Origin of the sequence: Ponticaulis sp., from assembly GCF_029210165.1 — a bacterium.
In the GTDB taxonomy this organism is placed as follows: Bacteria; Pseudomonadota; Alphaproteobacteria; order Caulobacterales; family Hyphomonadaceae; genus Ponticaulis.
Genome location: NZ_JARGNT010000003.1, coordinates 129,523 through 145,150 on the forward strand (window position 1 = coordinate 129,523; position 15,628 = coordinate 145,150).

The following is a 15,628-nucleotide window of genomic DNA, read 5'->3' on the forward strand; positions in this document are numbered from 1 at the left end:
TAAACCGTGTTAGGGTCGCCCTCAACACATATGATCAGTGACGAGGTTAAGATGCAGGTCGGCGTTTATCGATTTCGCTGTGACATCTGCGGTGGAGAAGCCGAAGAGCCCGCAATGCATCCTTACCATTACGGCGCTCTATTACTGCGGGCCGGTTCAAACGAATATGCCATTTTAGATACGCTTCAAATTGAGGTGGCCGACGAGGTCTCAGAACTACTTCATGAAGCTCTACCCAAGCTGAAACACAAATCACGGGAGAGCGCCGCTCTGTTTCAGGCCATTGCTGGCTGGGTCTGCTGCGACACGTCTCCGGATGGAAAGCCTTATAAGATAGTAGGCGATCCCTATTGCCCGACCTGCGAATGCGTCTCTGAGCTTTGGACACGAGATGATGCACCGCCGGTAAGAATGATCGATCTGCCCATAGCGACACACACCATTTGGAACAGGCTCGCCCCCGAAGAAAAAGAACAAAAACTTTTGTCCGCGCTTGGGATCTCAGACCGCTGAATCTGAATGACAGACCCCACGAAAAAGAGTAATTGAAGCGACCTCATTTTGTTGGACTCAGACTTAGTTGATCCCGACCCTTATTCGCCGCGCAACTGCGGCAGACGCAAGCGCCATTCTTGATCTCGAAACGCGCTTTCCGGTCGCTGACCGTATCTCACGACAAAGCCTTCTACGCATGCTGCGAAGCGATAGCTGCGACTGTATCGTAGCCCAGCGGCGCACCGTTCTGGGCGCCGCCATCGTGCTTTATCGTGAGGGCCAGAGCGCCGCGCGCCTTTACTCTATCGCGGTCCATCAGACGGCCATGGGCACGGGCATTGGCCGCGCCCTCATCGACGCTGTGATCGACGCGGCGAGCGAACGCGACTGCGACCGCGTACGCCTTGAAGTCCGCGCGTCAAACGAGTCCGCCATCGCGCTTTATTCACGCGCAGGATTTGTCCCGTTCGACCGCAAGGTCGCTTATTATGGAGATGGTGAGGACGCCGTTCGCATGGAACGCTTTCTGACCTCCAGACAGGAACAGAAAGCATGAGTGACTGGCTCATCCTCGTTGAGTCCCTCAGCGATATCGGACAGGCTGAAACCCCGCATAAAGTCATGCGGATTTCAGACTATCTGACCAATCCGAAACTCTTCACGGCGCGGCGCCCGTATGTGCTGAACCTTGCACGCTCTTATGGCTATCAGTCAGAGGGCTATTACGCGTCCTTGTTGGCCGAGGCGCGTGGGCACCGTGTCAGCCCGACCATTCTCACCATGAAAGAGTTGTCGCAGAAAAGCCTTTACGCACACGCCTTACCGGAGCTGAATGCCCGTCTGCAGGAAGCGCGCTCAAAAGGCGCCGAGCCGGTTGAGACGCTGTTCATCGCCTTCTCCCACACACCGGACAAAGCCTATGAGCGCCTTGCCCGTGAAGTCTCTGACTGGTTTCGCTCACCTGCGCTTGAGATCGAATTCGAGAAGAAAGCCCCGTTCCAAATTGCGCGCATCCGGCCTGTGCCACCGCACAAGCTGAAGGATGAGCGCCGCGCTTTCTTCCTGAAGGCGATGGAGGCTTATACCTCTGGCCGTATCAAAGCAGAGAAATCCCGCACGCCGGCGAAATGGTCGCTCGCCATTTTGATGGACGACAAGGAAAAGACACCGCCATCTTCACACGCGTCCATGAAGCGGTTTGCCAGCGTTGCCGACAAGATGGGGATTGAAGTCGAGATTATTGATCCGACCGATCTGCCGAGCCTGTCCGAATTCGACGCCCTGTTCATTCGCGCGACAACGAGCATCGACAACTACACCTATCGGTTCGCCCGCCGCGCCGAGCAGGAAGGCATGCCCGTTATCGACGATACCACCAGCATGATCCGTTGCACCAACAAGGTGTATCTGAAGGAAATCCTCGAGAATGCCGACCTGCCTATTCCGCCGACTGAAATTCTGGACGAAAAGACAGACCTTGCAGGCGTCATGGCGCGGCTCGGCTCGCCTGTTATTCTGAAAACGCCGGACGGTTCATTCGGCGCGAATATGGTGAAAGCCAAAACGCTGGATGAGTTGAAAGCTGGCGCTAAGAAAATGTTCGAGGACACCGCCCTCGTGATCGCGCAATCCTTTGTGCCAACAACCTATGACTGGCGCGTGGGCGTTCTTGGTGGCGAGCCAATCTATGCCTGCCAGTATGAAATGGCGCGTGGCCACTGGCAGATCGTCAAGCATGGCAAAGACGGCAAAATGACTGCTGGTGGGCACAAAACCTTCACGATTGAAGACGTGCCGGAAAACGTTGTGGACGTTGCTGTGAAAGCAGCACGATTAATCGGCGACGGACTCTATGGCGTGGATCTGAAGGACACTGGAAATGGCGTCGTCGTGATCGAGATCAACGATAACCCAAGCATGGATTTCGATGTGGAAGGTCAGGTTCTGAAAGACGAACTCTGGCGCAAAATCCTGACCTGGTTTTCAAACCGTCTTGAACAGCGCCTGGGGTTTTAATCGCGGCGACTATTCCTCGCCGCGCCGCCATGCCTCACGTTCTTTCACGCGGTCGCTATCGCCCGTCATTTCGAAATAGAGAAACGCGACCGTGAAAGGCCACATCGAAATGGCCCAACTTCTTTTCTCGTTATTTGACTGACCTATGCCGACCCTGTTCAACCTGTCGCCCGGTGGAATCCACGGGTGGTTTTGAAACGGCATGATCCTGATATTGAACGTCTTCAACAGCGGGTCGCCAGGACCAAAATTCTGGTCCGTAGAAATGGTCCGACATGCAATATAATAGAAGATCATGAAACCGATCAGGCAAAACCGGACGGCATGATCGACGTCTTCAGGTACGTCACCAAACATAGACCAGACGATAGGGGCAGCTAAAGCGAAAGTGAAAAGCCCAAACGCGCTCAGAATGAAATAATCCTTCTTCATGCGCCCCATGCGATACCAAAGGTACATCGGGAAATAGAGCACCATCACACCCGGAAAAGCGATCGCAGGCGAATCAAAGGCGTTCCAGGACGTTGCAGATACAATGAGCAGCAAGCCGCATGGGATCATCGCAATGCCCAGAAGAATACAAAAAGCGTGGTGCATGTCATGGAGCCTAATGTTGAGGCTCCATAACGCAAGCTAAACCGCTTTCAGAACGCTCATTAAGCAGCCACGTGGCAGGCCGTTATCGCCGACCGTCGCCTGATAGACATCCTCGAACGATTCGCATTTTTGCCAGCCTTCAGGACCTTCAGCGACGCCAACCTGAGAGACAAGTTCAAAGCCCGGTAGCGATGTGAGCGCGGACCAGGTTTCCGGCCCGTACTCGAGATAAGCTGCCCAGCGACCAGTAGAATCCTTGATCTTGCGGGTCGCACCAACGCCGCCAGGAACTGTCAGGCAAAGTAGGCCGCCCGGCTTCAGCGCCTTACGGAAAGCGGCGAGTGCGTCGCGGTCTGCATCAGCAGAACGGTCTGGCAGGTCATCAAGCTCTGTCGGGCGATCAAATGCGGTATCTGCGCGGTCTGATGGCGCATCAAAGCCGATATGCTCCAGCGTGGAGATACAGGTAATCGCGTCAAACGGGTCAGCGGAGAAATCCATCTGGCGCACATCGCCAATATGGACAGGGATTTCCAGAATACGTTCACGCCAACCTTCAGGGTAGCGCGACTGTACGCGCTCTGGCCGAATAATGTCCGCCGCTTCAATCTTACCACCTTTTTCAAGGAAGCCCATCAGAAGGCCGAGATAATCAGGATGCGACATGGCAAGGCCGATATCCAGAACACGTGTCGCTTTGGCGAGCGTTTCGGCAGCCCAAGGCGTTTCAACGCAGCGCTCGGTCTCGCCCTCGCCGTAGGTTTTGGTCAGGTCGAACTCAGCGCCGTTCAGAATATCGAGTGAGAATTCGAGAGTTGGGGAAGAATAAGACATTTGGACCGCTCCTCTTGTCATCCCGGATGCTGTGCAGCATGAAATGATGCGCTGCTGCTCCGGGACCTGAGACACCGAAACCGTTTCGGGTCCCGTGTCTGCACAGCGTCACTCTGTGCCGCAGTGCGCACGGGATGACACAACTTAATATCGGCCGATACGCCTGACTTCCCAGCGCAATTCGACCCCGCTTGTTTCGAGAACCCGCGCGCGGACAAGTTCGCCCAGCGCTTCGAGATCACTGGCGCGAGCATCGCCCGTATTGATTAAGAAATTGCAGTGTTTTTCCGAGACCTGCGCCCCGCCGACACGAAGCCCGCGGCACCCTGCGGCATCAATCAGCTTCCAGGCAGAACGCTGGCCTGGCGTGCCCGGCGGATCCGGATTCGCGAAGGTTGAGCCCGAGGTCTTATCCTTAATGGGCTGGGTCTCTGCACGGCGTGCCTGATGTGCCTCAATCTCGGCTTTGAGCGTTTCAGGGTCGCCAACATCATCGCCGCTCAGGAGAGCGCCCGTGACAATAAGGTCTGTTGGAAAGTCAGTGTGGCGATAGCTGAACCCGACCGCCGGATAGCCATAGTCGACCAGCTCGCCCTGAAAGACATGTTTCTCACCTTTGCGGTCGATCACTTCAACCTGATTGAGAACGTCTTTCAGTTCATTGCCATAACAGCCCGCATTAGTGCGCATTGCGCCGCCGATAGAGCCTGGGATACCGGACAGGAATGAGAGCCCCGCAATGCCGGATTTCGCCGCAAACCGTGCAACCGAGAGATCAAGCGAACCGGACCGCGCGAACAGGGTCGTCGCGTTAATCTGCTCGATCTGGCCCCAATAGCCACCGGCAAGGCGGATCACCACGCCTTCAACGCCGCCATCACGAATGATGATGTTGGAACCAACGCCGAGCGTCGTCACCGGCAGGTCTTCCGGCAACTGTTTCAGGAAATCAGAGAGATCTTCCTCGTCAGCCGGAATGAAAAACAAGTCTGCCGGTCCGCCAACGCGGAACCATGTATAAGGCGCAAGCGGCGCGTTCTCGATCAGCTTGCCGCGAACGGTGAATTGGTCGGCTTTCAGCTCCACTAGTCCAGAGCCTCCAGTTTATCAGCGAGCTTGGCAGCGTGAGCGGTGATATCGCCCGCGCCGAGGCAGACAATCATGTCACCTGGCTCAACCATAGTTTTCAGCGTCGCGGGCAGTGCATCAATATCTGCAATCGCCTGTGTCTGGCGGTGACCGTGCACGAGAAGGCTTTTGGAAAGCGCCTCATGGTCGATTCCTTCAATCGGGCTTTCGCCCGCTGGGTAGACCGGCGTGATCACCACAGAGTCCGCCTCGTTGAAGCATGTACTGAACTCTTCAAAATGCGTTTTGAGACGCGAGTAACGGTGAGGCTGGGCCACAGCGATGACGCGCTTATCGCCCTGCATGTCGCGCGCCGCTCTCAGGACAGCTTCAATCTCGACCGGATGGTGGCCGTAATCATCAATGATGGTCACACCATTCCACTCGCCCACCTTGGTGAAGCGACGCTTCACACCGCCGAAACGGGAAAGAGACGAGCGGATGCCATCGGCTTCAGCGCCCAGCTCCAGCGCGACGGCAATCGCCGCAAGCGCATTCAGAACGTTGTGGCGGCCAGCCATTGGCAGAAGCATGTCTGAAATCGTATGCGCATTCCCGATACGCGAGCGGATCGCCAGATCGAAATGAACGCCGTCAGCATCTGTGCGAAGGTTCAGTGCGCGGATGTCTGCCTGCGGGTTGAAGCCATATGTAATGCGGCGACGGTCTGAGACGCGCGCAGCCAGCGACTGGACTTCAGGGTGATCGGTGCAGAGAACCGCAAAGCCGTAAAACGGGATATTCTCAACGAAGGTATCAAAGGCCGCGCGGAGCTTATCCATGTCGCCATAATGGTCCATGTGCTCCGGGTCGATATTGGTGACGATAGCAATGGTGGAGCGCAGCTTGGTGAAGGTACCGTCGCTTTCGTCCGCCTCGACGACCATCCAGTCGCCCGCGCCGAGCTTGGCATTGGAGCCATACGCATTGATCACGCCGCCATTGATCACGGTCGGGTCGATGCCCGCACCGTCCAAAAGTGCCGAAACCATTGAGGTCGTTGTCGTTTTGCCGTGCGTGCCCGCAATCGCGACCGTCCATTTCAGGCGGATGAGCTCAGCCAGCATGTCTGCGCGGCGCACAACGGGGATGGCCATGGCGCGAGCGGTATCGACTTCCGGATTGCCGGACTTGATGGCGGTAGAAATGACGACCGCCCCTGCCCCGCGCACATTTTCCGGCTTATGGCCGATATGCACAGTCGCACCTAGCGCGCTGAGGCGTTCAACATTGGCGTTTGAGCGAATGTCCGAGCCCTGCACCTCATATCCGAGGTTCAGCATGACTTCTGCGATGCCCGACATGCCAATGCCGCCAATACCGACAAAATGCACAGGGCCGAGTTCAAAAGGAGATGGGTTACGCATAGAAAGCCAAGCCAATCAGACAGATGTGTTCAGAATTTGGCTTGATAGACCAGCTTTCACGATTCCGAAATGGCGGAGTTTAAATCACTTACAGGCTTGCCCATTCCCATAGCTACAAGCGAGGCGGCGGCTGACGGCTGCAAGCTCCAGCATATCTCTTGCGAGATCTGAGCCAGCTGGAAGGTTGTCCGCTACATATGCTTCTGCCACGCGGGAAAATTGCAGGCATCCTTCAGCGCTTCTCAGGTCACAAGCGTTCGACAGATACCGCATGATCGTGCGCACGCTCTGCACATCGCCAGCGCCATGCGTCGCTGCAAATCCGGCTGCATCCAGGCAGTAAGTCGCATCGGCCGACCCGAGGTCTTCGGGACACGACAAATCATTTGCGAGCATCGCGATTTCGGGGTTCACCGATCCGCCGCGATTGGTGATCATCAGGTCGGCGAGCTGGCGGCAGGACAAGGCATCAACAAGGTCGCAGCCCATGACAAAGGCCTGACGTGCCCGCTGAAGGTTTACCGCGCCATACGAACCGTCCATCCAGTTATACCCGTTTAAGGCGCACGCGTCGGCGTCCCCGTTTTCACAAGCCGTGTAATACGCGTCTGCGGCAGTTGTCATGTTAGTCGCCGACCCCGGTGCTGCGCGGGCCAGACGGCTACACGCATTGCTATAACCGCTTTGGCAAATATCTGTCGCATGCCGGCGGAAGGCTTCAGGTTCACCGTCATGTGCGGCACTGTCCGGCTCAACACGAAAACCGGTTGTGCCGTTCTCATAATAGTCGAGCACCGCATCACACATAAGCTGATACCCGCTTTCTGTTCCCTGTATGCAGCCTGTCTTTAGCGCATTGAGCGCTTCGGTCGTCTGGCCATTTTCAAAGGAGGACAGCGCATAGTCAAAATAGGATTCGGGCGCCGGCTGGGCTGCAGCAACGCCGCTAAATTGAGCAATTGCAGTTGTTGCAGCGATTGTCAGGGTTCGGATCAAGAATGACATCAGTCAGCTCCCGGAAGTGCTTGAATTCCTTTGGCCACTCTACTCATGCTCGATACGCACCCAATCCCCAGAACAGGTGAGAAGATTAAATATTGTTCATTGTCTTCACGCCCCGGTGACATATCATTGCAGTTTTCCCCCGGCGTGGCATGAAGATGCGCACTGTGGGTTAGAAGCGGAATATCGGGGGCGATATTCCAAGGATTGGGAAAAATATGATCAGAACTTTCGGCGCTGTGGTGGCGTCTCTCCTCATAACGGGGACGGCAGCTGGACAGGGCATCCAGCAAACCGTCGGTAACTTTGAAGACCGCTTCCGTCAGCTCGACGAAGTTCTTCCAACTCCAAACGTCTATCGCAACGCTTCCGGTGCTCCGGGCCACCAATACTGGCAGCAGGAAGCCGATTATGACATTGACGTGGTTCTGGACGAAGAGGCACGCCGCCTCACCGCGACCCAGACCGTCACATATTACAACAACTCCCCGGACACGCTGAACTTCCTCTGGCTTCAGCTCGATCAGAACATTTTCCGTTCTGACTCGATTGCGAACGTTGCGCAGGATTTCGGTGGCGCAGGCCGCCGTGGACCAGCTGTATCCGCAGGTGGACTGGACGATCCGACACGCCTTTCAATGGGCGAGCTGCGTCGTCAGCAGGCAATGGCTGATAACGAGTACGGCTATCAGATCAATTCTGTAACCGACGCACGCGGCAACGCGCTGCCATACACAATCGTTGGCACGCTGATGCGTATCGACCTGCCGCGCGCTCTGCGTCCGGATCAGTCCACAGCATTTGAAATCGACTTCGCATTCAACATTGTTGAAGAAGACGCCGTGTCCGCACGTTCAGGCTATGAGCACTTCCCAGACGACGAGCGCGAAGGTGGCAATGACATCTTCCTGATCGCGCAGTGGTTCCCGCGCATGGTCGCCTATTCGGACTTCGAAGGCTGGCACAACAAGGAATTCCTTGGCCGCGGCGAGTTCACACTGGAATTCGGTGACTATGACGTCGCCATCACAGTTCCTAACGACCACATCGTGTCCGCGACAGGCGAACTGCAGAACCCGAACCAGGTTCTGACACCTGTTCAACGTGAGCGTCTGCGTGAAGCCCGTACGGCTGAACGTCCGATGTTCGTTGTGACGCCTGAAGAAGCGCTCGCAAACGAGAGCTCAAATCCGACAGGTAACGTCACATGGCGCTTCAGCGCTGAAAATGTACGTGACTTCGCATGGGCATCTTCGCGTAAATTCGCATGGGATGCGCAAGGCCACCCGCAGCCGGGCGCAGAGCATGACGTTGTCATGGCGATGTCTTTCTACCCGAAAGAAGGCGGCGAGCTCTGGGAGCTTTACTCTACAGCTTCTGTCATCCACACAATGGATGTCTATTCCCGCATGTCGTTCGACTATCCATACCCGACAGCACAGTCCGTAAACGGTCCTGTTGGCGGCATGGAATACCCGATGATCACATTCAACGGGCCACGCACAACGCTGCAGGATGATGGCACACGCACCTGGACACGCGCAGAGAAGGAATTCCTGATCGGCGTTGTGATCCACGAAGTGGGTCACATCTACTTCCCAATGGTCGTCAACTCCGACGAGCGCCAGTGGACATGGATGGACGAAGGTCTGAACTCTTTCCTCGACAGCGTCGCGGGCTATGAGTGGGATCCAAGCATGGAGTGGAACCGCTCTCTGCCGCGCGATCTGACAAGCTATATGACGTCATCTAATCAGGTGCCGATCATGACGCAGTCAGACTCCATTCTGAACCTTGGTGCTAACTCTTACGGCAAGCCGTCTGCAGCGCTTCACATCCTGCGTGACACCATCCTTGGCCGTGAGCTGTTCGACTTCGCGTTCCGTGAATATGCACGTCGCTGGCAGTTCCGTCGTCCGACACCGTCCGATTTCTTCCGCACTATGGAAGAAGCGTCCGGCGTTGACCTCGACTGGTTCTGGCGCGGTTGGTTCTACACGACCGACCACGTCGATATCTCTCTCGACATGGTCTACCAGCTCCGCATCGACACAGAAAATCCTGACATCGACTTCGCACGTCGCGAACAGGAAAATGCGGACAAGCCAACGCCAATCGGTGTTCAGCTGAACGAAGAAGAAGGCCTGGAGCTCTGGGTTGACCGCTTCCCTGACGTTCGTGACTTCTACGACGACAACTCCATCTACACGGTCACAAACCGTGAGCGTAACCAGTACAATTCATGGCTTGAAGGCCTTGAGGACTGGGAGCGCACAGCGTTCGAACGCGCTGTTGAAGAAGACAAGAACTACTATGTTCTCGAATTCTCCAACGTAGGTGGCCTCGTTATGCCAATCATTCTCGGTCTCGAGTTTGCTGACGGCACAGAAGAGCGCATGTACATCCCGGCTGAAATCTGGCGTCGCAACGTACACAACGTACGCAAGCTGCTGGTCTTCGACCGTGGTCAGGAACTGGTTCAGGTGACTGTCGACCCTCAGTGGGAAACTGCTGATGCTGACATCACAAACAACAGCTTCCCGCGCCAGATCATGCCATCCCGCATCGAAGCTTACAGCCCGAGCCGTGGCTTCAACTTCGAGCGTCGCGACATCATGCACGACATCACAACCGAGCTTGATACTGACGACGAGGAAGAAGGCGAAGACACAGAAGCCGAAGCAGCAACAGCTGAATAAGCGCTTCTCAAATCATCAGGAAAACGCCGGGCCATGTGTCCGGCGTTTTTGTTTCTGGTACATTTAGGTCTTCTTTAACCGGCCAGCGCGACCTTCTTCGCGAAGGAGAAGACACATGTCTCAAAGGCAGGTTCAGGCGCGAAACAAGCACAAAGCGCCTGTTGCAAACGACAGTGACGCAGCATCACCGCAAGAACTCGTTCTTATGCCGGGCACGGATCTTCGTGACGCACTTAGTGTGCTCAGAAAGCACGCCGTGCGCGGAAAATAGTGCAAAACTCGTTTTAATCCCTCGTTTACCATAAGCTATGGATGACTCGCTTCTTTTCAATGTGTTAAAAATTTTAACACTTGGAGATTGAATCGTGTCGACAACCACACTCTGGCATCAAGATTTGGCAGATCTTTGCCCCTGGATTGAGGAATTCCTCAATGCCGGAGAATTGTCTTCATTCGATCGGACGATAATGGCGTCACGCCGTCGCCGCGCCAGCATTGAACGCGCCGAATATGGCAGCGAGTTCTGGAACCGCTGGGCGACCCGAATGATGCAGCTGCGCTTTGAAAATCAGGGCAATGAACTCATCGATTTTGCCTGCACCACAAACTGGGAACGCCATACCTTCGACGAGCGCCTCGATCTTGCCGGCTGCCTGTTTCCCGGAAGTGTACACGCAGACGATATCAGCCTGATCGCGGGCGGCTATTTCAGCGCCTGCGAAGTGTTCGGCGATTTCAACATGCGTAACGCCTATATCGCCGAAGATGGCGTCTGGCTCGATCAGATGAAAGTCTATGGTGGCCTGCGTTTGCGTGGCTCACAGATTGATGGCCGTCTGGAAATGCGCAACTCCGTCATCGCTCGTACAACAGACCTGTCCGAACTTCTGGCGCAAAATGAAATTTGGGCCACTGGCTGCCGCTTTATGGAAAACGTGACAGCGGCGTATGCGCGCTTTGAGAGCAATGTCAGCTTTAACGCATCGCGCTTCAGTGAAGGCGCTGATTTCTCATCCTGCGTCTTCGAAGACGTGGTTAGCTTTCAGAAATCACGCTTTGAGGGCCCGGCCTCATTTGAAGGCTGTATCTTTGAAGACAAGCTGTGGCTCACCAATGCCTTCTTCAACCAGGAAGCACGAATGGGTGAAGCGCGGTTTCGCTGCGAAATCAATCTTGACGGAGTGACGTTTGGTGCACCACATGCAGCGAATGAAAACCGTTTCCTTGAAGACTTCACAGCCCGCTCAGGCCAACGCTCGCTCTGATCAAATGACTGCTTTCATGCGCATTGCCTTCACCGCGCTTGCTTGTCTCATGATTGCTTTTACATCGGCCATGTCTGCTGACGCGCATCCGCGCAAGGAAGCCGAGACAGAGATCAGCTACAACGAGAATGCCAACCGCGTTGAAATCATTCACCGCTACCGCATCCATGATTCTGAGAGCACGCTGCACCGCGTGCACGGAGACACATCGCTCTCCATCATGACAGACCCGCGCGCGCAGGCTCTGTTTGGCGAATATGTCGAGAGCCGCTTTTCCATTTCACACAATGGCCAGGCTCTGCCGCTCGAACTGGTCGGCGGCGAGATTGAAGACGGCTTTGTCTGGATCTATCAGACCACGCCGGAAATGCCGGCAGACGGCCTGTATGTCATGCGTTCCAATGAGTTGATGGATGTGCATCAAGACCAGACGAACATTGTGCATGTCCGCCTGCATGGCCTGAACGAGACGCTGATCTTCACACGGTCTACACCGTGGGCGACCTTCCGCCTCGACGGATCAGATACCTACTAGGCTTTACCGACCACCGCTTCAGCGAGATCAGCCAGATCACTGGACGCATTAAAGCGGCCTACAGACTTCGCGGCCTCCGCGCGGGCAACAAGCCCTGCCCCGTCTCTCAGACGCTTTGTAAGCAGGGCTGTGACCCGCTCCGGCGTGAACTCAACTTCCGACAGCACATCGGCTCCGCCTGCATCACGGAGCGTTTCCGCATTGCCGGTCTGGTGATCATCCATGGCAATCGCCAGAGGGATGAGCAGGCTCGGGCGGCCTACTACTGCAAGCTCGGTCACGCTTGAGGCGCCAGAACGCGACATCACCATGTGCGATCCGCTCAACAGTTCCGGCATATTGGAGAAGAACGGCGCCAGCTCGCTATTTACGCCCGCTTCGGCGTAGAGCGCGCGCACGGCCTCAATCTGCTCTTCACGCACCTGCTGAACGATCTTCAACCGGCTGCGAATATCCTCTGGCAACGCACACACGGCAGCAGGAATAACCTCGCCGAACAGCCGCGCGCCCTGACTTCCCCCAATGACGAGAAGCTGGAGCGGCGCATCGCTGCCCGCTTCAGGATATGGCTCGTCACGTACGGCGAGGATCGGCCCACGAACCGGGTTACCGACAACGCGCTTATTCTTCTCTGCGGCCTTCGGCAGACGATCCAGCCGGTCAAACCCGCAGGCGACGACTTTAGCCGTTTTCGCGAAGACACGGTTCACACGCCCAAGCACAGCATTCTGTTCGTGGATGATGATCGGAACACCTTCGCGGCTGGCCGCTGCGAGAGCCGGAAAGGCCGGATAGCCACCAAAACCTGCCACGAGGCTTGCCTGCTCGGTTTTGAGTTTGGCTTGCGCCTCTTTGATGCCGGCGAGAATTTTAAGGCCGGAGGCAATCAGTTTGTCCGGTCGTTTGCTGGCGAAAGTCGCCGCCTTCACATTAATGATCCAGTCAGCCGGAAAACCGCCCGTATAGCGCTGACCACGCTCATCGGTCATAAGCCCCACGCGCCAGCCACGCTGTTTCATTTCCGCAGCAAAGGCCGATGCCGGAAACATATGGCCACCAGTGCCTCCGGCTCCAATCACAACGAGTGGCGCATTTGACATGAGATACTCCTTCAGCCGTGTCTCAGGCCGAAACGATTACTTAATTCCGGGGTGAAATTCAGCCCTTTTACGGGTCAAAGCAAGGCCGAGGCCAAGTGTGAGCGCCGTGCCTATCATCGAGGACCCACCATAGCTGATAAATGGCAGCGTCATTCCCTTGGTTGGCAGCATACCGACATTCACGCCCACATTGATGACAGCTTGCAGGCCGAACATGAAGAAGAGCGCCGTGCCTGCGGCACGCGGATATGGATCAGCCCTGCGGGATGCTGCCATCACGCCGCGAAGCGCGATGACTGCGAAAATGATGAGCAAGCCAAGACAGGCGATATAGCCGAACTCCTCGCCTGCGACCGAGTAGATGAAATCGGTATGAGGGTCAGGAAGGTCTTCCTTGATACGCCCCTCGCCCGGGCCAACGCCCAGAAGACCGCCTCGCGCAATCGCTTCATGCGCCTGATCCAGCTGATAGCTCGCCTCATTCGGATTGAGGAAACTCTGAATACGGTAGCGTACGTGTTCGAACGAAAAATAGAGCCCGAGCCCTGTCAGCACGCCGCCCACACCGAAGGCCGCTGCCCAGATGAGAGGCAGGCCGGACACAAAGAACGCTATCAGGAAAGCCGCCGTCAGCAGCGCCGTTTGTCCCACATCAGGCTGAAGAAGCAGCAGACCAACAGTCGGCGCAAACAGGAAGAAGGTTAGAACTTCCCAAGGCACAGTCTTCAGGCGCTGGCGCTGCGCCAGCAACCATGAGGCCAGCACGATCAGCGCAGGCTTTACAAACTCCGAAGGCTGTATCGAAAAGCCACCCAGACTGATCCAGCGCTGACTGCCTTTTACTTCGTGCCCGATCACCAGAAGCACGGCCATCAGAAGAAACGCACCGATGAATATCAGCAGGGCGAGACGACGCGCCCAGCTCTCAGTCAGCATGGACGTGGCCAGCATGATGATAATTGCGCCAACGACGAACCCGGCGTGACGGAATACAAAATGGAAGGTGTTGTTGTAACCGATACGCTCTGCGGCTGTCGGCCCTGCAGCCAGTGACAACAGCATACCGCAAGCAAGCAGAACCATGGCGCCAATGATGATGCCGTGATCCACCGTGCGCCACCATTCTGCCAACATGGATGTGTCAGAACGTGCGAGTGTCGTCATACCGTTGCCCGAAGTCTTTCAGTATCGCTCATCAGGCCATGTACGAGCTCTTTGAACTCGTCGCCGCGCGCCTCGAAATCCTTGAACTGGTCAAAGCTCGCACAGGCTGGCGACAGAAGAACGATAGGATCTTCATCACCTGAGTTCGCTGCGTCATGCATGGCTTCCGCAACAGCGCGCTTGAGTGTGCCGCAATTCATGTGCGGAACGTCATTGCCCAACTCGCGGGAGAATTGCTTCTGTGCTTCACCGATCAGATAAGCTTTCGTGATGTGGCCATAAAACGGGCGGACATCTGCGAGGCCATCAGATTTGGCCACACCGCCACCAATCCAGTAGACTTTCGGGTAGCTTTTCAGCGCCTGAACAGCCGCCTGACCATTCGTCGCCTTTGAATCATTCACGAACGTTACACCGCCAACCTTACCGACAACTTCCTGACGGTGCGCGAGGCCCGGAAAGGTCGCCATCGCCTCCATGATCACGGTCGCATCCACGCCGACACCACGGCAGGCTGCATACGCTGCGGCAGCATTCTGATGGTTGTGCGCGCCCGGCAGAGTTTGGATCTTGCTGAGGTCACCAATCATCATGGCGCGGCCACTCTGGCTATCAAACAGACGACCGTGAACAGCGCTTACACCTCGACCAAGCGCATAGGCGGAAGAGACGCCCACGCAGCGCTGGTGACGCTTGGCCGCCATTTTAGCCATCAGGATCTGCGTCGGCATGGTGTCCATACCGATGACTGCGAGATCTTTTTCTGACTGGTTATCGAAGATGCGGGTCTTGGCGTTGATATAGCCCTGCATGCCGCCATGACGTTCCAAATGGTCCGGCGTCACATTGAGCAGCACTGCGACATCGCATTTCAAGCTTTCACACAGATCAAGCTGATAGGATGATAGCTCAAGCACATAGACGGCATTGGCATGAAGCGGCGCCATGTCCAGAACGCCAATCCCGATATTGCCGCCAACGCGTACGTCCTTGCCTGCCTTCTTGAGCACATGACCAATGAGAGAGGTCGTGGTGGACTTACCATTCGTTCCGGTGACGCCGATAATCTTCGGCCGTGAGTGTTCCGGCATGGCGTTCACCGCGCGGGCAAACAGCTCCATGTCTCCGATGACTTCAACGCCAACCATTCTGGCCATCTGAACCAGACGGTGCGGTTCCGGATAGCGGTATGGAATTCCCGGCGACAGAACCAGCGCAGAATACTGCTGCCAGTCGCGCTTATTGATATCTACAAGATCAAAGCCCTGCTCGGTCGCCCGCTCGCGCGCAACCGGATTGTCATCCCACGCGTGAACCTTCGCACCGCCAGCCTGCAGCGCGCGCACGGTCGCAAGGCCTGTGCGGCCCAGACCGAATACGGCGACATACTGTCCTGCGAATTCACGAATAGGGATCACCTGATCAG

General features: G+C 56.1%; 15 protein-coding genes. 7 read left to right on the forward strand and 8 right to left on the reverse strand.

All coding sequences use genetic code 11. The annotated features are described in order from the left end of the window. Nucleotides 1-30 precede the first annotated feature (30 nt). The 3 genes from P1U45_RS15250 to P1U45_RS15260 all read left to right on the forward strand — a co-directional run bounded on the left by P1U45_RS15250 (nt 31) and on the right by P1U45_RS15260 (nt 2,511). Nucleotides 31-513 carry a hypothetical protein gene (locus tag P1U45_RS15250; RefSeq protein WP_301059839.1) on the forward strand — a complete coding sequence of 161 codons (483 nt, stop codon included), beginning with the start codon at nt 31-33 and terminating at the stop codon, nt 511-513. A gap of 67 nt (nt 514-580) precedes the next feature. Beyond that, nucleotides 581-1,051 (forward strand): N-acetyltransferase, encoded by a 471-nt coding sequence (locus tag P1U45_RS15255; protein WP_301059840.1) that lies wholly within the window; start codon nt 581-583, stop codon nt 1,049-1,051. After that, the gene (locus P1U45_RS15260; RefSeq protein WP_301059841.1) at nt 1,048-2,511 is read left to right on the forward strand and encodes a RimK family protein; all 1,464 of its coding nucleotides are present in this window, start codon (nt 1,048-1,050) and stop codon (nt 2,509-2,511) included. Before P1U45_RS15255 ends, P1U45_RS15260 begins: the two co-directional genes overlap by 4 nt. Nucleotides 2,512-2,520: 9 nt before the next feature. On the opposite strand, the gene P1U45_RS15265 is transcribed toward P1U45_RS15260, so the two are convergent. From P1U45_RS15265 to P1U45_RS15285, 5 genes are all read right to left on the reverse strand, one after another. After that, a complete protein-coding gene (locus P1U45_RS15265) occupies nt 2,521-3,108 on the reverse strand; it encodes a hypothetical protein (RefSeq protein ID WP_301059842.1) in 588 nt (195 codons plus the stop codon). Between the two features lie 36 nt (nt 3,109-3,144). Then, nucleotides 3,145-3,942, reverse strand: a complete 798-nt coding sequence (locus P1U45_RS15270; RefSeq protein ID WP_301059843.1) for a class I SAM-dependent methyltransferase — start codon at nt 3,940-3,942, stop codon at nt 3,145-3,147. 144 nt (nt 3,943-4,086) lie between these two features. Beyond that, a complete protein-coding gene (gene murB / locus P1U45_RS15275) occupies nt 4,087-5,028 on the reverse strand; it encodes a UDP-N-acetylmuramate dehydrogenase (RefSeq protein ID WP_301059844.1) in 942 nt (313 codons plus the stop codon). Beyond that, nucleotides 5,028-6,437 carry a UDP-N-acetylmuramate--L-alanine ligase gene (gene murC, locus P1U45_RS15280; protein WP_301059845.1) on the reverse strand — a complete coding sequence of 470 codons (1,410 nt, stop codon included), beginning with the start codon at nt 6,435-6,437 and terminating at the stop codon, nt 5,028-5,030. The genes murB and murC overlap by 1 nt, the downstream gene beginning before the upstream one ends. An 84-nt stretch (nt 6,438-6,521) precedes the next feature. Further along, the gene (locus P1U45_RS15285) at nt 6,522-7,442 is read right to left on the reverse strand and encodes a hypothetical protein (protein ID WP_301059846.1); all 921 of its coding nucleotides are present in this window, start codon (nt 7,440-7,442) and stop codon (nt 6,522-6,524) included. Between the two features lie 215 nt (nt 7,443-7,657). Between P1U45_RS15285 and P1U45_RS15290 the strand changes: the two genes are divergently transcribed. The 4 genes from P1U45_RS15290 (at nt 7,658) to P1U45_RS15305 (ending at nt 11,938) form a co-directional block, all read left to right on the forward strand. Continuing rightward, nucleotides 7,658-10,138, forward strand: coding sequence for a M1 family metallopeptidase (locus P1U45_RS15290; RefSeq protein WP_301059847.1), 2,481 nt, complete (start codon nt 7,658-7,660; stop codon nt 10,136-10,138). 115 nt (nt 10,139-10,253) lie between these two features. Then, nucleotides 10,254-10,409 carry a hypothetical protein gene (locus P1U45_RS15295; RefSeq protein WP_301059848.1) on the forward strand — a complete coding sequence of 52 codons (156 nt, stop codon included), beginning with the start codon at nt 10,254-10,256 and terminating at the stop codon, nt 10,407-10,409. A gap of 94 nt (nt 10,410-10,503) precedes the next feature. Then, a complete protein-coding gene (locus tag P1U45_RS15300; RefSeq protein WP_301059849.1) occupies nt 10,504-11,403 on the forward strand; it encodes a pentapeptide repeat-containing protein in 900 nt (299 codons plus the stop codon). 4 nt (nt 11,404-11,407) lie between these two features. Further along, a complete protein-coding gene (locus P1U45_RS15305; protein WP_301059850.1) occupies nt 11,408-11,938 on the forward strand; it encodes a DUF6702 family protein in 531 nt (176 codons plus the stop codon). Here P1U45_RS15305 and murG read toward each other — a convergent pair. The 3 genes from murG to murD are packed head-to-tail and all read right to left on the reverse strand — an operon-like array spanning nt 11,935 to nt 15,620. Then, nucleotides 11,935-13,038 carry an undecaprenyldiphospho-muramoylpentapeptide beta-N-acetylglucosaminyltransferase gene (gene murG / locus P1U45_RS15310; protein WP_301059851.1) on the reverse strand — a complete coding sequence of 368 codons (1,104 nt, stop codon included), beginning with the start codon at nt 13,036-13,038 and terminating at the stop codon, nt 11,935-11,937. The two genes, P1U45_RS15305 and murG, sit on opposite strands and share 4 nt — an antisense overlap. A gap of 36 nt (nt 13,039-13,074) precedes the next feature. Continuing rightward, nucleotides 13,075-14,202: a putative peptidoglycan glycosyltransferase FtsW gene (locus P1U45_RS15315; RefSeq protein ID WP_293617239.1), complete on the reverse strand. Its 1,128-nt coding sequence runs from the start codon at nt 14,200-14,202 to the stop codon at nt 13,075-13,077. Continuing rightward, entirely contained in the window at nt 14,199-15,620 is a 1,422-nt protein-coding gene (murD, locus tag P1U45_RS15320; protein ID WP_301059852.1) for a UDP-N-acetylmuramoyl-L-alanine--D-glutamate ligase, read from the reverse strand. The genes P1U45_RS15315 and murD overlap by 4 nt, the downstream gene beginning before the upstream one ends. Nucleotides 15,621-15,628: the final 8 nt, after the last annotated feature.